The organism is Streptococcus suis (assembly GCF_024509555.1).
Taxonomy (GTDB): Bacteria; Bacillota; Bacilli; order Lactobacillales; family Streptococcaceae; genus Streptococcus; species Streptococcus suis_AD.
The window spans coordinates 82,222-102,664 of sequence record NZ_JAMWEL010000006.1 but is presented as its reverse complement, the minus strand read 5'-3'; the positions used below and the strand labels follow the sequence as shown (position 1 = coordinate 102,664).

19 protein-coding genes are annotated in these 20,443 nt (G+C 41.2%); 14 read left to right on the top strand and 5 right to left on the bottom strand.

The window, feature by feature from the left end; all coding sequences use genetic code 11:
- Nucleotides 1-244 precede the first annotated feature (244 nt).
- Entirely contained in the window at nt 245-712 is a 468-nt protein-coding gene (locus NF418_RS04380) for an 8-oxo-dGTP diphosphatase (protein ID WP_256778590.1), read from the top strand.
- A 229-nt stretch (nt 713-941) separates the two neighbouring features.
- Nucleotides 942-1,757: a transporter substrate-binding domain-containing protein gene (locus NF418_RS04375; RefSeq protein WP_256778589.1), complete on the top strand. Its 816-nt coding sequence runs from the start codon at nt 942-944 to the stop codon at nt 1,755-1,757.
- Between the two features lie 84 nt (nt 1,758-1,841).
- On the opposite strand, the gene glgB is transcribed toward NF418_RS04375, so the two are convergent.
- The 5 genes from glgB to NF418_RS04350 form a co-directional block, all read right to left on the bottom strand.
- Nucleotides 1,842-3,680, bottom strand: a complete 1,839-nt coding sequence (gene glgB / locus NF418_RS04370) for a 1,4-alpha-glucan branching protein GlgB (protein WP_256778588.1) — start codon at nt 3,678-3,680, stop codon at nt 1,842-1,844.
- A gap of 68 nt (nt 3,681-3,748) precedes the next feature.
- Complete coding sequence (glgA, locus tag NF418_RS04365) at nt 3,749-5,194, bottom strand: glycogen synthase GlgA (protein ID WP_256778587.1); 1,446 nt, start codon at nt 5,192-5,194, stop codon at nt 3,749-3,751.
- A gap of 8 nt (nt 5,195-5,202) precedes the next feature.
- Nucleotides 5,203-6,318, bottom strand: a complete 1,116-nt coding sequence (gene glgD / locus NF418_RS04360) for a glucose-1-phosphate adenylyltransferase subunit GlgD (RefSeq protein WP_256778586.1) — start codon at nt 6,316-6,318, stop codon at nt 5,203-5,205.
- Nucleotides 6,319-6,330: 12 nt separating this feature from the next.
- The gene (locus tag NF418_RS04355) at nt 6,331-7,458 is read right to left on the bottom strand and encodes a glucose-1-phosphate adenylyltransferase (protein WP_256778585.1); all 1,128 of its coding nucleotides are present in this window, start codon (nt 7,456-7,458) and stop codon (nt 6,331-6,333) included.
- 162 nt (nt 7,459-7,620) lie between these two features.
- Nucleotides 7,621-8,532, bottom strand: a complete 912-nt coding sequence (locus tag NF418_RS04350) for a LysR family transcriptional regulator (protein WP_105109398.1) — start codon at nt 8,530-8,532, stop codon at nt 7,621-7,623.
- A 184-nt stretch (nt 8,533-8,716) separates the two neighbouring features.
- Between NF418_RS04350 and NF418_RS04345 the strand changes: the two genes are divergently transcribed.
- From NF418_RS04345 to murB, 12 genes are all read left to right on the top strand, one after another.
- The gene (locus NF418_RS04345) at nt 8,717-9,514 is read left to right on the top strand and encodes a dihydroorotate dehydrogenase electron transfer subunit (protein WP_256778592.1); all 798 of its coding nucleotides are present in this window, start codon (nt 8,717-8,719) and stop codon (nt 9,512-9,514) included.
- Between the two features lie 9 nt (nt 9,515-9,523).
- Nucleotides 9,524-10,465, top strand: coding sequence for a dihydroorotate dehydrogenase (locus NF418_RS04340; RefSeq protein WP_256778584.1), 942 nt, complete (start codon nt 9,524-9,526; stop codon nt 10,463-10,465).
- Between the two features lie 166 nt (nt 10,466-10,631).
- Nucleotides 10,632-11,327 (top strand): orotidine-5'-phosphate decarboxylase, encoded by a 696-nt coding sequence (pyrF, locus tag NF418_RS04335; protein WP_256778583.1) that lies wholly within the window; start codon nt 10,632-10,634, stop codon nt 11,325-11,327.
- The gene (locus NF418_RS04330; protein WP_256778582.1) at nt 11,320-11,646 is read left to right on the top strand and encodes an inorganic diphosphatase; all 327 of its coding nucleotides are present in this window, start codon (nt 11,320-11,322) and stop codon (nt 11,644-11,646) included. Before pyrF ends, NF418_RS04330 begins: the two co-directional genes overlap by 8 nt.
- Nucleotides 11,647-11,782: 136 nt before the next feature.
- Complete coding sequence (pyrE, locus tag NF418_RS04325) at nt 11,783-12,415, top strand: orotate phosphoribosyltransferase (protein ID WP_256778581.1); 633 nt, start codon at nt 11,783-11,785, stop codon at nt 12,413-12,415.
- A gap of 104 nt (nt 12,416-12,519) precedes the next feature.
- Nucleotides 12,520-13,446, top strand: a complete 927-nt coding sequence (locus tag NF418_RS04320; RefSeq protein ID WP_256778580.1) for a glycosyltransferase family 2 protein — start codon at nt 12,520-12,522, stop codon at nt 13,444-13,446.
- 9 nt (nt 13,447-13,455) lie between these two features.
- The gene (locus NF418_RS04315; protein ID WP_256778579.1) at nt 13,456-14,109 is read left to right on the top strand and encodes a uracil-DNA glycosylase; all 654 of its coding nucleotides are present in this window, start codon (nt 13,456-13,458) and stop codon (nt 14,107-14,109) included.
- Between the two features lie 30 nt (nt 14,110-14,139).
- Nucleotides 14,140-15,408: a dihydroorotase gene (locus NF418_RS04310; protein ID WP_256778578.1), complete on the top strand. Its 1,269-nt coding sequence runs from the start codon at nt 14,140-14,142 to the stop codon at nt 15,406-15,408.
- A 279-nt stretch (nt 15,409-15,687) separates the two neighbouring features.
- Nucleotides 15,688-17,778, top strand: coding sequence for a cell surface ecto-5'-nucleotidase Nt5e (nt5e, locus tag NF418_RS04305; RefSeq protein WP_256778577.1), 2,091 nt, complete (start codon nt 15,688-15,690; stop codon nt 17,776-17,778).
- Nucleotides 17,779-17,830: 52 nt separating this feature from the next.
- The gene (locus NF418_RS04300; protein WP_256778576.1) at nt 17,831-18,478 is read left to right on the top strand and encodes a Maf family protein; all 648 of its coding nucleotides are present in this window, start codon (nt 17,831-17,833) and stop codon (nt 18,476-18,478) included.
- Between the two features lie 264 nt (nt 18,479-18,742).
- Nucleotides 18,743-19,231, top strand: coding sequence for a YkgJ family cysteine cluster protein (locus tag NF418_RS04295; RefSeq protein ID WP_256778575.1), 489 nt, complete (start codon nt 18,743-18,745; stop codon nt 19,229-19,231).
- Nucleotides 19,232-19,511: 280 nt separating this feature from the next.
- Nucleotides 19,512-20,420 (top strand): UDP-N-acetylmuramate dehydrogenase, encoded by a 909-nt coding sequence (murB, locus tag NF418_RS04290; protein ID WP_256778574.1) that lies wholly within the window; start codon nt 19,512-19,514, stop codon nt 20,418-20,420.
- The last annotated feature ends 23 nt before the right edge of the window (nt 20,421-20,443 follow it).

Genomic DNA, 20,443 nt, shown 5'->3' with positions numbered 1-20,443 from the left:
AACATCATTAACTCGTCAACCACAAAGCCCTCACTAAGATTATACACCTAGTGAGGGCTTTGTGTTCGTTTTCATTATTCTGTGGGTGAGGGCGGAGCCATCATGGATGTCTTTCCCACTCCCATTTATTCAGGGATTCTATATGAGTCAAGGCTGGTCTGCCTTGGCTTTTTTTGTTATTATAGAGTATACAGTAGGTAAGTTTGTCTGTCATCATGGCGCGGAGTTGAGAAAGGGAGTTAAAATGTCTCGAAAAGAAACAGTTACTTTGACCAATATGTGTTTAATTGAGGATAAGGCTGGGAATGTAGTAGTGCAAATTCGTGATCCGAAACGCTATCGTTGGTCTGGCGCTGCCTTTCCTGGAGGCCACGTAGAAGAAGGGGAAAATTTCCATGACTCTGTTGTCCGTGAAGTCTTAGAGGAGACTGGTTTGACAATTACCAATGCTCATTTAGTTGGTATCAAACATTGGCCTGACAAGGAAGGTCATCGCTATCTGGTATTTCTCTATAAGGCGACGAATTTTTCTGGCACACTTCGGTCAACAGAAGAAGGAGAAGTGCGTTGGGTTAAAAAGATTGACCTTCCTAAGATGGATCTAGCCTACGATTTGCTAGAAATTTTAAAAGTAATGGATGATGAAGACATATCTGAGTTCTTTTATACCAAAAAGGATTCTGATGGAGAGTGGGATAGGAATTTTAGGTAGTTTACTGGTTGAACTTTGGGGAGAGTATCCCCTTTTATTTTAGAATTAAAAGGTATTATTTTTTAAATTGCATAAAAATACAAAAAATAGTTGACAATTGTATAAAAACACTATATAATTGATTTAACTTATGAAATAGGAGAGGGAAATGACAGAAAATAATTTAAAAGTCCGATGATGACCGTAACTGGTAATTCAATAACATATAATAGAAAATGAGGAAAAGATTATGAAATTAAAAAAAATATTAACATTAGCAGCAACTCTTGTAGCAGGATTTACACTAGCAGCTTGTTCTTCGACTAGTTCATCTTCAAGCCAATCAACACTCGAGAAGATTAAAGAAAAAGGAACCTTGGTTGTAGCGACAAGTCCTGACTATGCACCATTTGAATTTCAAACGCTTGTAGATGGCAAAAACGAAGTTGTTGGAGCGGATATTATGCTGGCACAAAAAATTGCGGATGAACTTGGTGTGGAGTTGGAAGTATCAGCAATGAGCTTTGACAATGTTTTGAATAGCGTCCAATCAGGAAAGGCTGACATTGCAATTGCTGGTCTATCATACTCTGAAGAACGTGCAAAAGTCTTTGACTTCTCAGAAAGCTATTACCAAATCGCAGATGTCCTTCTTGTTAAGAAAGAGAATGCTGAAACTATTTCAAGTGTTGATGCACTTGCAGGAAAATCCTTGGCAGTTCAAAAAGGTTCTACTCAAGAAACCTATGCAAAAGAAAATATGGCAGATGCCAAAATTATTTCATTGACACAAATGGGTGAAGCGGTAAATGAATTGAAAACTGGTAAGGTAGAAGCTGTCTTGATGGATTCTCCAGTTGCGGCAGGTTATGTATCACAAAATAGTGATCTTGCTATTGCATCAGCTCAGTTCCCAACAATTGATGAAAACTCAAAAGTTATCGCCCTTCCAAAAGGAAGTACAGATTTAAAAACTGAGATTGACAAGGTAATCGCAGAAATAAAAGCAAGTGGCGAATTTGATACCTTCCTTGAAAAAGCAGCAACTTATACAGCTGTTGAATAAGTCAGACAAACAATCATCGGAAACGGTGGTTGTTTTTTCATGCAAAAAAGAATGAAGTTTTTGAACTCCATTCTTTACATGTTCTTATTTCACCCGCTCTAAATACAGACTAGTCAATCGTGGAACAGTTATTGTAGCCCCATTTTCATTAGGAAAGAGGCTGAATGTTTCCATTGGAATGGCATTAGAAGAGAAGACAAGTTTGTATTCGCTATCTGCTGGCAAATCTAGGTGGACATCGAACAATTCTTGGTCGTTAAAATTATGAATGGTCAAGATTTCTTGGTCATCACTCATACGCGAAAAGGCATAGAGACTAGCTTCGCTATCAATTTTCACCCACTGGAATCCTTTATCGTAGGCCTGGTAATCATACTTCCAAAAAGCGTCATGTTCACGATAAAAAGTAGACAAGGTCTTCATCATTTGATAGAAACTTGAGTGATTTGGATAAGTTAGTAAATTCCAATCCATTTCAGTGTACTCATGCCATTCACGGATATGCCCCCATTCATTGCCCATAAAGAGTAATTTCTTACCTGGATGAGCAAAATAGAAGCTGTAGTAGACACGGGCCAAATGGAACTTATCATCGTAATCTCCATTCATCTTATCAATGATGGAATGCTTTCCATGGACAACCTCGTCATGAGATAAGGGCAAGAGGAATTGCTCATTCTGGTTGTAGTACATACCGAAAGTAATTTCGTTAGAATGGTATTTGCGGTAGACTGACGGACGTTCTACAAACTTGAGCGTATCATTCATCCAACCCAAATCCCATTTCATATCGAAGCCAATACCACCTTCTTCAAGAGAATGAGTAACTTTTGGGAAACTTGAAGAATCTTCTGCAATCATCATGACACCCTTATAGTCGGTGTGAACCATGGCGTTGACACGTTTGATAAAATCAATCGCTCCATGGTTTATCTTGTCATCTTCCGTTTCACCACGCCAGTAGAGCAGGTAGGACAGGGCGTCAACGCGGATCCCATCAAAGTGGAAGTATTCCAACCAATATTTGAGATTTGAGAGAAGGAAGGAACGTGTCAAGCCTTTACCCAAATCAAAGTTTGCGGTTCCCCACTGGTGGTTTTCACGGTCTTGCTCGTGTGGATATTCGTATAACCAACTACCGTCAAACTGATAGAGACCATGGGCATCTTTACAGAAATGTAGTGGGACCCAGTCAAGAATGACACCAATGCCAGCCTGGTGACATTGATCAACCAGATATTTAAGTTCATCTGGCTTGCCATAGCGACTAGTTGGACTGTAATAACCGGTAACCTGATATCCCCAAGAAGCGTCTAGAGGATGCTCAGTGATTGGTAACAGTTCGATATGGGTATAGTTATTTTCTTTGACATGCTCAATGAGTAGCGGTGTAATTTCTTTGTAACTATTGAAGGCCTCAAGTGGCGCACCGCCTTCATTTTTATTGGCAAACTTCTGTTTCCAAGAACCCAAATGAACTTCGTAGATAGAAACAGGTTGCTCCTTAAAGTCATAGTTGACACGATGATACATCCAGACATCGTCTTTAAACTTATAACGAGGATTGTAGGTTGTCGACGCAGTATTAGGACGCACTTGACTGAAAAAGGCATATGGATCAGCCTTGTAAATTTCACGTCCATCATGGGTTATAATGAGGTACTTGTAATCTTCAAGTGATTTTAAACCTTCTACATAGAGTTGAAAAACACCATCAATTTCCCATTGCATTGGATGGCTACGTTGCCAGTCGTTAAAGTTTCCAACCAAGAAAACTTCTCTTGCATTTGGAGCATAGACACGGAATTGGGTGCCAAGGATCATATTGCGATCCTTTATTAAATGAGCCCCCATTTTCTCGTAGAGTGTGGTGTGCTCACCGGAATTCATATAGTATAAATCCAAATCAGTAAATTCTGTCATAGCAATCTCCTTGTTGAAAAGGAGTGGACTATGGTCGCACTCCCCTTCAGTTTGTTGTCAAATCTTACCTAGCCACTAATTTCACGATAGAGCCAGATGTACTTTTCAGCGGAAGCAGTCCAGCTGAAATCACGTTCCATAGCCTGATTGACCATAGAATACCAGTCTTCTGGACGGTCATAGTAGGTCTGTAGAGCCAAATCATAGACTTGTCGCATATTGTAGGCATCCCGGCCACCAAATGTAAAGCCGGTGCCTTCTTTGCTGTCGATGTGATATGGTGTCACCGTATCTACCAAACCACCAGTTTCACGAACCAATGGAAGTGTTCCATAGTGCATAGAAATCAATTGGCTGATACCACATGGTTCAAACATGGACGGCATAAGGAAGAGGTCACTTGCAGCATAAATTTGGTGGGCAAGTGGTTCATTGTAGCCACGGTAGAAGGCGAATTTTTCAGGATAAGCGTGTTTGAAATGGTTAAAGGCGTTTTCAACATCTGCTTCACCATTGCCCAAGATGACAAATTGAACGTGGGCTTGAAGTAGATGGCTGAGAACCTCTGTCAAGAGATAGAATCCTTTTTGCCAAGTCAAACGAGATACGATACCAATCATCAACACATGTTCATCTTGAGGAAGTCCAAACTGAGCTTGCAAGGCCAATTTATTGGCTTTTTTGTCTGCAATTGTTTCAAGACTATAATTCTTTACAAGATATGTATCTGTCTGACTATCCCAGCTATCGTAATCAATCCCATTGACAATACCACACAAATCATGCTTACGAAGTTCCAGCACGTGTTGCATATTTTCACCGAATTCTTCAGTCAAAATTTCACGCGCATAAGTATTTGAAACGGTTGTTACCTTGTCAGCGTACAAGATTCCTAATTTCATAAAGGAAATGCATTCGTCATGGAAACGAGCAATACCGTCTAAGTAATAGCTGTAATCCATCCCCAGAGCTGACCAGAGGGCTTGCTTATTGAAAATACCTTGGAAAGCCAGGTTGTGAATGGTGAAGACATGCTTGATAGCACGGAATTCGTCACGGTAGCTATAGAAAGTACGGCAGAGGAATGGAAGAGCTGCAGTGTGCCAGTCGTGCGTGTGAATGACATCTGGGAAGAAATCCAAGGCTTCTAATAGACGACAGGTAGCATGTTGGAAATAACCAAAGCGCATGGCATCATCATCGTATCCATACAATTCATCGCGCTCAAAGAAGTCACGGTGTTCAATGAAATAGAAGGTAACACCATCGATTACTTGGCTGTAAACATTAGCCATGGACTGAATGTCGCCTGCACGAACATCAAAACTGGACACATAGTCAAAATCAGCATGGTTATTGATAGCAATTTTCTTATAGAGTGGTAAAACCACACGGACATCCAACCCCTGTTTTACCAATTCTTTAGGTAAGGAACCGATTACATCGGCTAAACCACCAGTCTTGATGAATGGAAGTCCTTCAGATGCTACAAAAAGAACAGATTTTCTTGTCATGATTTCTCCTAGATGATTTGATGTGCTTTGATGTAGGCTGGATTTGATTCACTGCCCTTAATATCTGTAGAATGAACAATCTTTGTCGACTTGTCAATTATAGCATTTTCAATTGTTGAACCATTTTTGATAGTTACACCATTGAGAATGATTGAGTTCTTGACGACAACACCTTCTTCAATAATCACATCGCGGTCAATCACGGAGTTCTCTACCTGACCATTGATATTGGCACCATTGGCAATCAAACTGCGTTTGACTTCTGCTAAAGGACCATAAAGAGTAGGAGAAGAATCACTTGTTTGCGTATGAATTGGCCAGTCATTCTTGAAAAGAAGTTTACGTGTATCGCGGTCAATCAAATCAATCTGTGTTTTGAAATATGACTCAACATTATTGATACAAGCTACAAAGTCACGGTGTGCATAGCCCATGATTTTGTATTGATCCACTGTATCACGAAGAATATCCTTTAACCAGTAGAGTGATGAAACTTTGTTGGCACGTTTGATCAACTCTATAAAGGTTGTACGTTTCATGATGTAGGCTTCTAATGAAACAGGGCGGTTTTTATATTTACCATGGTTTTCTTCAAAGGCCACTACTCGCTTGTTATCATCGAATTTTAAGGTTTGGCAACCGATAAAGTTTTCTTTTGCGTCTGTAATATTCTTATAAAGTACAGTAATGTCCGCACCAGTTTTCTCATGTTCATCCATGACATTGGTGAAATCTTGGCTGTAGATGAAGTAAGAAGGTGCAATCAACACATATTCTTTGGTTGAGTTTTCAATGAAATGAAGGTTATCGGAAAAGGCATTGATATCATGCTGATATACAGAGTTTGGATCCGTTACACTATTGAGCAAACGAAGTGAACCACGTTTACTGTTGATGTTGTAGTGTTTACCTGTACCAACGTGCTGGATAGTTGAGCGCATACGAACAGGCATATAAACTTGGAACTCTGTAATACCTGAGTTTGACATGTTTGATAGAACGAAGTCAATTAGTCGATAACGTCCCAAAAAACCAAAGGCTTGGACACCACGATGGTCCATTACGTCACCAAAGTGTACATTGTTTCCTTCAATATTTACAATTCCTAGAGTATTTCTTAACATAGCAGTCCTTTCTTACTTGGTTACATTCTTATCGATCAAGAGGATATTATCAGCGTCACCAGAGAGTTTAGTTCCGTCAGCTATCTTAACATTTTCAGCAACGATAACATAGTCTAGCTCAACTCCCTCACCGATGATAGCCCCAGGAAGAAGGACGGAGTTTTTCACAACAGATTCTTTATGAACCTGAACATCAGTTGAAATGACAGAGTGTTCTACATAGCCGTCAATGATAGCCCCTTTGTCAATGTAGGCTGACTTAACAGTTGCGGTGGCACCGATTACTTGAGCTGGAGAGCCCTTGTCTTCTGAGTAAATTCTCCATGAACGGTCTGAAAGATCCAAGTCACCAGCATGGTCAATCAGGTCCATGTTTGATTCCCAAAGGCTGTTAACAGTACCTACGTCCTTCCAGTAGCCACGGAATGGATGGGCGATAAGGGTACGCCCGTCTTCCAAGTATTTAGGAATAATGTCATGACCAAAGTCGTGTGAAGACGTCTCAGATTTATCATCCTCTTGGAGATACTTTTTCAAAGTTTTCCAAGTAAAGATATAGATACCCATGGATGCCAAGTTGCTCTTAGGATTTGCAGGTTTTTCTTCAAATTCTTCGATACGATAGTCCTCGTCAGTATTCATGATACCAAAGCGAGAAGCTTCTTTAATTGGTACTTCGATAACGGCAATCGTAGCGTCTGCTTTTTTCTGAATGTGGGTATCAAGGAGTTTGTCATAGTTCATCTTGTAGATGTGGTCACCGGACAAAATCAAGACATACTCAGGGTCGTTTAAGTCAATAAAGTCGATGTTTTGGGTAATAGCATCAGCAGTACCTTTGTATAAACCAAAACCTTCGATTTTCTCACTTGGAGGAAGTACAAAGACACCAGAGCCTTGAACATCCAAGCCCCATCGTTGTGACTGGGCAACGTAAGAGTTCAACAGTACAGGTTCGTACTGGGTCAATACTCCGACAATGTCGATACCTGAGTTGGCACAGTTACTAAGAGGGAAATCAATAATACGATATTTTCCTCCAAATGCGACCGCTGGTTTGGCGACTTTCTTGGTCAAACCTTCTAGACGTGTTCCACGACCACCAGCAAGAATCATAGCTAACATTTTATTTTGAGCCATCTAATCACTCCTTAATATATATTATAAGCAAATTATAACATAGATATAAAAAAAATGAAAGCGTTTCCTATATAGAAATTGAAATATTTCAATTTCCCTTTCAAAAGCTTTCATGAATATATTATAACATATTATTTTGTGTGAGTCTATATAAATTTGGATTTATTTTTTACTAAATTTCACTTCTTCTAATAAGTGACTGATAAATTTTTCGCCCATGTCTGACAGCATAGCTTTTTCATGCTGAATATAGACTAATTCGATTTCATCATCAAATTCTAGAGGAATGGAAACAATGTTATCTCCGTTGAGATTGGAATTAAGGATACCGGTAGCGATAGTGTAGCCATCTAGACCAATCAATAAATTAAAAAGTGTAGCACGGTCAGACACAACAATGGATTTCTTGTGGTGTTCTTGAGACAAAATTTCTTCAGCGAAATAGAAGGAGTTATGAATACCTTGTTCATAGCTAAGGTAAGGGAAATCGACTAGATCCTCCAAGGTTATTGATGTTTTCTGTGCCAAAGGATTTGTCTTGCTCACAAAGACGTGCGGCTTGGCTGTAAATAGATGGGTATAGGTTAGTCGATTGTCATCCAAGAGTTTCAACAAGACATCACGGTTGAATTGGTTGAGAAAAAGTACACCGATTTCTGAGCGAAAATTCTTGACGTCATCGATGATTTCCCAGGTCCGTGTTTCACGCAAGAATAGCTCGTAATCCTCCATTTCAGTCTCTTTCAATAGCGAGACAAAGGCATTGACCACAAAGGCATAGTGTTGGGAAGACACGCTGAAGAGTTGGCGTTTTGCATTCGGATTTTTATAGCGATCTTCTAAAAGCTCCGTCTGTTCAACAATTTGACGGGCGTAAGAAAGAAATTCCATTCCATCCTTTGTAAGTGTAATACCTTTGGAATTTCTAAGAAAAATCTTAATATTCATTTCTTTTTCCAAGTCACGTACTGCATTGGAAAGACTGGGTTGGGTAATGAAAAGTTGCTTGGCAGCTTCGTTCATACTACCAGTTTCTGCGATTTTGATAATGTAAAATAATTGTTGTATTCTCATACATCTATTTTAACATGATTTGACAAATAATTCTAAAAAATGTATAATGCTGAAAAATATATCCTTTAACTGAGTCCAGAGAGGCGAAGAAGGGAACGTGATAAATAGGGCAAGTGCTGCCTTCTTTTCGTGTAATCTTGCTAGCCAGCAAGGTTTTTTCTCTATATCGACTTTCTTGCTATTTGTGTTTCATAGAATAGGAGAAAAGATGATTTTAAAAGAACAGATGTTACTGGTTGAGCAAGTCCAACTTGCCCCACGTATTTTTGCTATGACCTTACAGGGGAAAATGATTCAGGATATGAAGATGGGGCAGTTTATCCATCTTCGTGTTCCGGATGATTCCATGCTCTTACGCAGGCCGATTTCTATTTCCGAGATTGATAAGAACAAATCTCAATGCAGGCTCATTTATCGAGTGGAAGGTCAGGGGACGAAAGTCTTTTCTGAGATGACGGTCGGACAGCATTTAGATGTCATGGGACCTCTTGGGAAAGGTTTTGAAGTGGACTTTCTTAAAGCAGGTGACCATATTCTAATTATTGGAGGGGGAATCGGTGTTCCTCCTTTGGTGGAAGTGGCCAAACAGGCTGCGCTCTGTGGTGTCAAGGTCACGTCAGTCATTGGCTTTGCCACAAAAGCGGCAGTCATTTTGGAAGAAGAATTGGCAAACTACGGTCAAGTCTATGTCATAACAGATGATGGTTCTTATGGGCGTAAGGGGAATGTCGCAACAGTTGTCGAACAGCTGACAAACGACTTTGCTGCCATTTATTCCTGTGGAGCACCTGCTATGATGAATTACGTTGACCAACGTTTTCATAACCATCCCCACGCCTACATCTCCCTTGAGGCGCGCATGGCTTGCGGGATGGGAGCTTGCTATGCCTGTGTGGTCAAACCAAGGCAGGGACAAGAACATGAGAATAAGCGTGTCTGCAAAGAAGGTCCAGTCTTTACGACCGGCAGTCTGATTTTATAGGAGGTTGAGATGACAAAACGATTAGCCATTTCCTTGCCAGGCTTGGACTTGAAAAATCCCATCATTCCAGCCTCTGGTTGCTTCGGTTTTGGTCAGGAATATGCGGACTATTATGACCTCAACCAGTTGGGCTCCATTATGATTAAGGCGACAACCCGTCATCCTCGTTATGGCAATGCGACTCCCCGTGTAGCCGAGACACCGGCAGGTATGCTCAATGCCATTGGACTTCAAAATCCGGGTGTTGACGCGGTCTTATCCGAAAAATTACCTTGGCTTGAACAACATTTCCCAGATTTGCCAATTATTGCCAATGTGGCAGGTTTTTCCAATGAAGAATATGCCTATGTGTCAGGGAAAATTTCACAAGCTCCAAATGTAAAAGCCATCGAGCTCAACATTTCCTGTCCAAACGTGGATCACGGAAACAATGGTCTCTTGATTGGACAGGTGCAAGAATTGGCCTACGATGCTGTAAAGGCTGCGGTAGAGGCTTCCTCTGTGCCTGTCTATGTCAAATTAACACCGAGCGTGGCGGATATTACCCTCTTGGCCAAGGCGGCTGAAGATGCTGGTGCCAGTGGTTTGACCATGATTAACACCTTGGTTGGAATGCGTTTCAATCTTAAAAATCGCCAGCCAATCTTGGCAAATGGGACAGGTGGTATGTCAGGTCCAGCGGTCTTTCCAGTTGCCCTAAAGCTCATTCGTCAGGTGGCGCAGATGACCAAGCTTCCAATCATTGGCATGGGGGGTGTGGATTCAGCAGATAAAGCACTTGAGATGATGATTGCAGGAGCTTCAGCGATTGGTGTCGGAACGGCCAACTTTACAGACCCATTTGCCTGTCCAACCATTATCAAGGATTTACCCGAACGTATGGATGTTTATGGAATTGACACCTTAGAGAGCTTACGCCAAGAAGTGAGAGAAAACTTGGGAAAGCGTTGACAAAAATAAAATAAAATAGTATCATTAGAGTAACATCGTCCTTTAACCAAGTCCAGAGAGGCTGAAAAGGTGGAATAAAATAGCTTGGAAGTTGATTTTCAGGCTGATTTCGTCTACCTCCCTGTCCAATCTGGCAGGGTTTTTGTGTCGATTTGGAAAGGAACCTATGAAAGAGAATCGTCCAATTATTGCCTTAGACTTTGCGAGTAAAGGGGAAGTTCAGTCCTTCCTGGAACAATTCCCAGCCCATGAAAAGCTCTATGTGAAGGTGGGTATGGAACTCTACTATGCGGAAGGTCCGAGTATTATTTCTTATTTAAAAGACTGCGGACACAGTATTTTCCTAGATTTAAAATTGCACGACATTCCAAATACAGTCGAATCTGCTATGCGGGTTCTGGCAAAACTAGGTGTGGATATGACTAATGTTCACGCTGCAGGTGGGGTTGAGATGATGAAGGCTGCCCGTATAGGATTAGGGGCGGATGCTGTCTTAATCGCAGTCACACAGCTGACCTCTACTTCCGAAGAGCAAATGCGAAGCGACCAAAATATCCAGACCAGTTTGCAGGATGCGGTTGTTCACTATGCTCAAAAGGCGGCACAAGCTGGTCTTGACGGAGTCGTTTGTTCAGCACATGAAGTTGCATTGATTAAAGGTGCTACGAGTTCTGATTTTGTCTGCTTGACACCAGGGATTCGGCCAGCTGGCGGCGATGTAGGTGATCAAAAACGAGTGATGACACCGGCTGAGGCGGCGAGAATTGGAAGTGACTATATTGTGGTTGGTCGTCCGATTACAAGAGCCATCCATCCCTATCAGGCCTATTTGGCCATTAAGGAGGAGTGGAATCGTGAATAAGGTTTATCAGGTTCTAATCGATAGACCTATCGGCTTTATTGATAAATTTGGCAACCAGTATCCCATCAATTACGGCTATGTTCCAAATCTATTGGCTGGAGATGGTGAAGAGCAAGATGTTTACATCATTTCCAAAGATGTCCAGCAGCCTTTGACAGCTTTCGAGGGAAAATTGGTCGCGATTATCCATCGAAGAGACGATGTCGAGGATAAATGGGTTCTGACAGGTCTTGATGAAAAACTTACCGTGACAGAAATAAAAGAGAAAACCAATTTCATTGAACAGTATTTTGATTCATGGATTGAAATGGTGGACTAGGAGAAGTCTGTAAGAATTTAACAGGGATAAATATAGTTTTTGTAGGGTTCATAGATTGAACCAGTACTTTAGGAGTGACAGGCTATTCGGCGGAATGGTCATGTTGGAATGGCACGCATTTATAAGGAGGTCTATTATGACACTAGCAACAGAAATCGCATCACACTTGTTGGACATTAAGGCAGTTCACCTGCGTCCAGAAAAGCCATTTACATGGGCATCAGGTATTAAATCTCCGATTTATACAGACAACCGCATTACCCTTTCTTATCCTGAAACACGGAACTTAATTGAAGATGGCTTTGTTCAGCGTATCGAAGAAGAGTTTCCAGAAGTTGAAGTCATTGCAGGTACTGCGACAGCAGGTATCCCACACGGGGCTATTATTGCTGACCGTATGAATTTGCCCTTTACCTATATCCGTAGCAAACCCAAAGAACATGGTGTTGGCAATCAGTTGGAAGGTCGCATTGTCAAGGGACAAAAAATGGTGGTCATCGAAGATTTGATTTCAACGGGTGGCTCTGTACTGGACGCTGTTGCAGCGGCAGAGCGCGAAGGAGCAGATGTCATTGGTGTGGTGGCCATTTTCACTTATGAATTACCAAAAGCAGAGCGTAATTTTGATAATGCTGGTGTGAAATTGGTAACGCTCAGCAATTATTCCGAACTTATCAAGGTCGCAAAAGTACAGGGCTATATCAATGCTGATGGCTTGACCTTACTCAAGAAGTTCCGCCAAAACCAAGAAACTTGGTTAGAAGATTAAGTAGTCATGTTCAAACGCACGATTTCTGGGAACTTATCTTTTAAAATGGTATAATGGTTTCTAAGTATGTTTGACATACAAATTGACCGTATGAGGAGAAATACATGATTTCAGTTATCGTGCCTTGTTTTAATGAAGAAGAGGCAATCCCCTATTTTTACGAGGCTATGGAAAAGGTTCGTAAGGAAATGGGAGAAAAATTTGAATATATTTTTGTTAATGATGGTTCCAAGGATGGTACTTTAAAAGTCTTGCGTCAGTTGTCTGGTCAGGACCAAGCTGTTCGCTACCTATCATTTTCAAGAAATTTTGGTAAAGAAGCAGCCCTCTACGCTGGCTTACAGGCGGCTCAAGGTGACTTGGTTACTGTTATGGACGTAGACTTACAGGATCCACCTGAGATGTTGATAGAGATGAAGGCCATGCTTGAAGCTAATGCAGATTTGGACTGTGTGGGAACCCGTCGTGTCAGCCGTGATGGTGAACCTCCTATTCGTAGCTTTTTTGCCAAATTATTTTATAAATTGATGAATAAAATCAGCCAGGTCGAGGTAGTAGACGGTGCGCGTGATTTCCGACTTATGCGCCGCCATATGGTGGATGCCATTTTGTCAGTTTCTGAATACAATCGCTTTTCAAAAGGGATTTTTGCTTGGGTAGGATTTGAAACTGAATACCTTCCCTACAAGAATGTTGAGCGCGTGGCTGGTCAAACAAGTTGGTCTTTCTGGAAGTTGCTTTCCTACTCGATTGAAGGGATTATCAATTTTTCAGATACACCGCTTAATATTGCTTCTTATACAGGATTTTTCACCTTCTTGTTGTCCTTGGTTTTGATGGTCATTGTGGTGGTTAAAACCTTGGTATTTGGCGATCCGACTATCGGGTGGCCCTCAACTATCTGTATCATCTTGTTTTTGGGTGGCTTGCAGTTAATGACTATCGGTATTCTTGGTAAATATTTGGCCAAAGTCTTCTTAGAAACCAAGAAACGCCCTGTTTATATTGTCAAAGAAAAAAGTTCAAACTAGGAGTTGTGTATGGAACATTCAGCCTGGCATGAATTGATTAAGTTACAGTTGCCAGAACATTATTTCGGTAAAATCAATCAATTTTTGGACCAAGTTTATGCAAGCGGGACAGTTTACCCGCCTCGTGAGAAGGTATTTGCGGCTATTCAGACGACGGAATTGGAAAAGGTCAAGGTGGTTATTTTGGGGCAGGATCCTTATCATGGACCTGGTCAGGCACAGGGCCTGTCCTTCTCTGTGCCCAATTCGATACCAGCTCCGCCATCTCTCCAAAATATCCTCAAGGAATTGGCAGATGATATCGGGGTGAAACAGGACCACGATTTGACAGGCTGGGCAGAGCAAGGGGTTTTATTACTCAATGCTTGTTTGACTGTGCCAGCTGGTCAGGCAAATGGGCATGCAGGGCAAATCTGGGAGCCTTTTACAGATGCTGTTATTAAGGTGGTCAATAGCTTAGACCAGCCTGTCGTCTACATTCTTTGGGGAGCTTATGCTCGCAAGAAAAAGATCTTAATTACTAACCCCAACCATTTGATTATCGAATCGGCTCACCCAAGTCCATTGTCGGCCTATAGAGGATTTTTTGGGAGCAAGCCCTTTTCGCAAGCAAATGCCTATTTAATCTCAAAGGGATGTACAGGAATTGACTGGCTGCGTTAAAAGTAGTTGGCTGTTAAAAGGAGAAGTCGAATGTTATTAGTTAAAAATGGTCGTGTCGTAGATCCTCTCTCTGGTCTAGATAAAGTATGCGATATCTTGATTGATGGCAAGAAAATTGTCAAGATTGCTGATATGATTACAGAATACGTTGAGCAGGTCATTGACGCGACAGACTTGGTGGTTGCGCCGGGTTTAGTCGATGTACATGTGCATTTCCGTGAGCCAGGTCAGACCCATAAAGAAGATATTCATACAGGAGCTCTTTCTGCCGCAGCGGGTGGTTTTACTTCTGTTGTCATGATGGCTAATACTAGTCCGACGATTTCGACTGTCGAAACACTGAAAGAAGTATTAGAATCTGCCAAAAAAGAAGCCATTCACATTTATAGCATGGCAACCATTACAGATCATTTCGACGGGCAAAACCTGACAGATTTTCCTGCTTTGCTAGAAGCTGGAGCGGTGGCTTTTTCGGACGACGGTATTCCATTGACAAATGCTGGCGTGGTTAGAAAAGCTATGAAATTGGCCAAAGAACATGACTGTCTTATCAGTCTGCATGAAGAAGACCCTGATTTGAATGGTGTTTTGGGGCTCAACGAGCAAGTAGCTGAAAAGCATTTCCATGTTTGTGGAGCAACTGGCGTGGCAGAATACAGCATGGTTGCGCGTGATGTTATGATTGCCTATGAAACAGGTGCGCGTGTCCATATCCAACATTTGTCCAAAGCGGAGTCAGTCAAGGTTGTCGAATTTGCTCAAGGCCTAGGAGCTAAGGTGACTGCAGAAGTAGCACCACAACATTTTTCACGGACTGAGGACTTACTTTTGACCAAAGGTGCCAATGCTAAGATGAACCCGCCCCTACGTCTAGAAAGTGATCGCTTGGCAGTGATTGAAGGTTTGAAATCAGGCGTCATTACCGTCATTGCAACAGACCATGCTCCTCATCATGCTGATGAGAAAAATGTGGAGGATGTTACTCAAGCTCCGTCTGGTATGACCGGTTTAGAAACCTCACTGTCATTGGGTCTAACTCATTTGGTAGAAGATGGACACCTTACTCTCTTGCAATTGCTGGAAAAGATGACTATTAACCCTGCCAAGCTTTATGGACTCGATGCTGGATATCTGTCTGAAAACGGTCCGGCAGACCTTGTTATATTTGATCCACATGCAGATCGCTTGGTTACTGCAGACTTTGCATCTAAGTCAGCCAATTCTCCATTTGTAGGAGATAGCTTGAATGGAGAGGTTCATTTTACAATATCGGATGGCAAGATTGTTTTTCAGAAATAAGCAGAAAGAGGCTGGGAGAAAGTCCTGGCCTCACTAGTTTTTCTCAATTGTTAAACTTGACACAGTGGTTGAGGGGGTCTAATTCACTGATGTTATCAGCTTTTCAGCCCTACATAACTGTGCGTTGGTGGGACGAAAAAATCGAACCCTTCGGGTTATCGATTTTTATCCCACTCTCTTTTTCTGAACGTTTTTAACGTGTAAGCGATTTTAATGTTTCTATTTTTATCAAATAAGTGTATAATAGTCTTGTTAATTTAGTACAAGAAAGGTTAATTTATGAAAAAGAAAGATTTCTTATTACCAGTTATGTCTACACTCTTGTTGGCGCCATTCGTCTTAGCTCAACAAGTTCAAGCTGCTGAAACGACTCCAACAACAGAGACAACAACTTCAACAGTACAAGATGCGACTGTAGCAGAAACTACTGCATCTGAAACAACATCAGCTCCAACTGCTTTAGAAGAAACTATAGAAGCAGTCATTATTCATACTAATGATGTACACGGTCGCATTCTTGAAGAAAAGAATGTCATCGGTGACGCTAAGGCTGCGGCAGTCATTGAAGAAGAACGTGCAAAAGTTGAAAATACCATTGTTGTGGATGCTGGAGATGCCTTTCAAGGTTTACCGATTTCAAACTCTACTAAGGGTGAAGATCGTGCCAATATCATGAATCAAGTTGGTTATGACGCTATGGCTGTTGGTAACCATGAATTTGATTTTGGTATGGAACAGGCTATCAAGTACAAAGAAACCTTGAATTTCCCACTTTTGAGTGCTAACACTTACGTTAATGGTGCTCGTGTTTTTGAAGCTTCAACTATTGTCGATAAAACTCCAACTGTAGTTGGTGATGAGTTTGTTGTTATTGGTGTGACAACGCCTGAAACAGCGACTAAAACGCACCCTAAAAATGTTGAAGGCGTTACTTTTGCGGATCCAATCACTGAGGTCAACAAGGTTATTGACGAAGTAGAAGCGCGTGCCTTGGCTGATAACCGAGTTTATAACAACTATATCATCCTTGCTCACCTGGGTGTTGATACAACAACTCCTGTTGAGTGGAGAGGTTCTACATTGGCACAGGCTCTTTCTGAAAACAGCAAGTTGGCTGGCAAACGTGTTATTGTTATCGACGGACATTCCCACACAGTTGAGTCTACAACCTATGGCAACAACGTAACTTACAACCAAACAGGTTCATACTTGAACAACATTGGTAAAGTAACTTTGAAATCAAATCAGTTATTGGCTGAAGCTGGTCTCATCTCTGTGGCTGATGCTAAGACTGTTACACCAAATGCCAAAATTGAGGCTCTTGTGGCTGAAATCAAAGCTAAATACGAAGCTGAGAATGCTCAGGTCGTTATCGCTAACAATCCAGTTGAATTGAACGGTGAGCGTTCTAATGTTCGTGTACGTGAAACAAATTTGGGAAATGCGGTTACAGATGCACTCTATGCCTATGGTCAGACAGGATTCTCTAATAAAACAAGCCTTGCGGTTACTAACGGAGGTGGTCTTCGAGCAACTATTGCGAAAGACCAACCTGTGACTAAAGGTGATATCATTGCTGTCTTGCCATTCGGTAACATCATTTCTCAAATTACTGTAACTGGTCAACAGATTGCAGATATGTTTGCCAAGTCCTTATCTGCAACCTTGCAGGCTGATAAGGAAACAGGCGCTCCTGTATTGGATGAAAATGGACTTCCACTTATGGAAGCAAGTGGTGGTTTCTTGCATATCTCAGGTGCCCAAGTATTCTATGATACAACCTTACCAGCTGACCAGCGTGTTCTCTTGATTGGTATTCTCAATCCAGAAACTGGTCTATACGAAGAGTTAGATCCAACAAAAACATACTACCTAGCAACCAATGACTTCCTTGCAGCTGGTGGTGATGGATATACCATGCTTGGTGGTGCCCGTGAAGAAGGTCCTTCAATGGATAGTGTATTTGCAGACTACCTAAAAACAGCTGATTTGTCAGTATATGAGGAAGTGAATCCAAACTCTCGTTTAGTTTCTGTGAACTCAACTTTAGATACAGATGGTGATAACTACCCTGATTATATTGAGGTATTGGCGGAAACTGATCCAAATGATGTGAAATCAAATCCAGAAACAGTCCTTGAGGAAGAAAATACTTCTACTACTAAAGAAGAGGACAAAGTGCTTTCTGACACTCGTCAAAACTCAGCTACTCCTAAACCAGATACCAAAACTGGTGTAGCAGGCAAAACTGCTACAAAAGAAACTACAAACTTGCCAAATACAGGTGAAAATTCTAGCCTTGCGCTTAGTCTGTTCGGTCTAGGTCTCGCAGGATTGGCAGTAACTGTACGTCGTCGTAAAGCAAACTAATAACATTTTTCTTAAGCAGGGTCTTCGGACTCTGTTTTTGACTGGAGGAAATATGCAAACTGTATTTGACTATCAAAAAGAAGGCAGTCAGCCAATCGTCAATTCCTATATTTTGCTCAGCAATTCACCTAGACGTAAGCAATTATTGGAGTTTCTAGACCCTCAAATTCAATCCGTTGAAGTTGATGAACGAGGGATTGAAGAGTATTTTATGGAAAAATTTGCTAGTGATGATTTTCTTACTCGAGCAGCTAAAACCTGTTGTGAAATTTCTAAAGCCAAGTCAGATATAGAATTATTACCAGGTCATCTCTATATTTCTGCTGATACCATAGTAGTTGCCGACGGACAAATTTTCAACAAACCTCAAGATTTGAAGGAAGCAGATAGGATGTTTCGTTCCTATTTTGGTAAGAGCCACCATGTAGTGACCTCTGTATGCCTGCGAACGTCTCAATCACTTGACGTTTTTTACACAGTGGCAAAGATCGATTTTGTAGACTACTATCCAGCGTTGGAGGCAGTTATTCAGTCTTATATCCATGAAAAACAGCCGCTTGATAAGGCAGGTGCCTACGGCATTCAAGAACTAGATCCACGCTTTGTGGCAGGAATTTCAGGAGATATTCACACCATTATAGGACTTCCTGTAGCCGAAGTATCCCGCAGGATTTTTGGGAGTGGGAAAGAACTCTACTAATCTAAAATTGTTCGTCTTCCCACCCCCGCATAGCTCCAAAGGTTTGGGAAACCTTTGGAGGTCGGAAATAGAGCGAACTTTGTTCGCAACAGTTATAATGGACAGATTTGGAGTGTGAAACTCGAACAAATCTGCCAATCAACCACTGCGCTGAGATGTTGACACCAACCTTAGTAAGTGATGCTATAATTTAGCTCAGCATTTTTGTAAAATAGCAGAGCTGGATAATGGTTGTGTTATAATGTAGGTCGAAAAGGAGAGTTTATGACTGTAGATATTGAAAAATACAAGCAATTGGCCCAGCAGAAGCAAGGCGAACATCGGAAATTTCTTGCAAATCTTAAGAAGAAAGCTCCTAAAAATCTGGATAGAATTGTTCAAGAAATTCATGCGGAGGTCTTTTCGGAAATCGACTGCACAGAATGTGCCAATTGTTGCAAGACCCTGGGACCGCTTTTTACCGAAGCTGACATTACTCGAATTGCCAAACATTTGCGTATGAAATTACCTGTTTTTGAGGATATGTATTTGCGGGTTGACGAAGATGGTGATAAGGTTTTTAAAGCTATGCCTTGCCCCTTCCTTGGAGGTGATAATCTCTGTAGCATCTATGGTGCTCGTCCTAAAGCCTGTCGAGAATTTCCGCATACTGATCGGAAGAAGATATACCAAATCAACAATTTAACTATAAAGAATACCCTAATTTGCCCTGCTGCCTACCTCTTTGTTGAGAAATTGCGTGATCGGATATAGGCGATATAAACGTTACAATATGATAAAACACGCTCTATAATTTTTTTAGTAAAAAAGAGCGAATAGTTTATGTTTCGTTGTTAGCTACTAACTTGTCTTTTAGGACGTTTTACCTTATTTTTTCTCTTACTCAAAATTCCAGATTTTTCGATAGACTAGAAATTACTTTGAGAATTTTAGGTAAAATGAAAGATTATTTTTAGTTATAAATTTTATTCGTTTTCTATTCGTATTTTTGGTATAATATGTTCTGTATATTTTAAATTGAAATGAGAAGATGATGAAAGATAAAATTAGGCTTGAATTAGAAGGAATTGATATCCGCTTCGATGAGCCCTTAAAAGAATATACTTATACAAAAGTTGGAGGGGCTGTTGACTATCTAGCTTTCCCACGAAATCGCTATGAAATTGTCCGTATTGTCGAGTTTGCTAAGCGTGAAAACATTCCTTGGCAGGTGCTTGGTAATTCAAGTAACATCATTGTACGTGATGGTGGTATTCGTGGTTTTGTAATCAGGATGGATAAGCTGAATTCTGTTACTGTTTCTGGCTATACGATTGAAGCAGAAGCAGGGGCTAATTTGATTGAAACGACAAAGGTTGCCCTCTTCCATTCCTTGTCAGGATTTGAATTTGCCTGTGGGATTCCGGGTAGCATAGGTGGAGCAGTTTATATGAACGCTGGTGCCTATGGTGGAGAGATAGCACATATTCTTGTTTCTGCTCAGATTTTGACTCCTGCAGGTTATGTAGAAACCCTTGATAATCGTGAGTTACGCTTCGGCTACCGTTCGTCAATTTTACAAGAAAATGGAGCAATCGTTCTCTCTGCTAAATTTGCCCTAAAACCTGGTAACCACCCTGTTATTCAAAATGAAATGGCTCGTTTGACCCATTTGCGTGAATTGAAACAACCTCTGGAATACCCATCGTGTGGCTCGGTCTTTAAGCGTCCTCCAGGTCATTTTGCTGGTCAGTTGATAATGGAAGCTGGTTTGAAAGGCTACCGTATTGGTGGTGTTGAAGTATCTGAAAAACACGCAGGTTTTATGGTCAATGTCGAGAATGGTACAGCAAAGGATTATGAAAATCTGATTGCCCACGTTATCGAAGTTGTTGAAAAATCTTCAGGTATCACGCTGGAGAGAGAAGTGCGTATTATCGGCGACCCAGCTGATACACTCTAGCCATCAGGCTCTTACAAATAAGA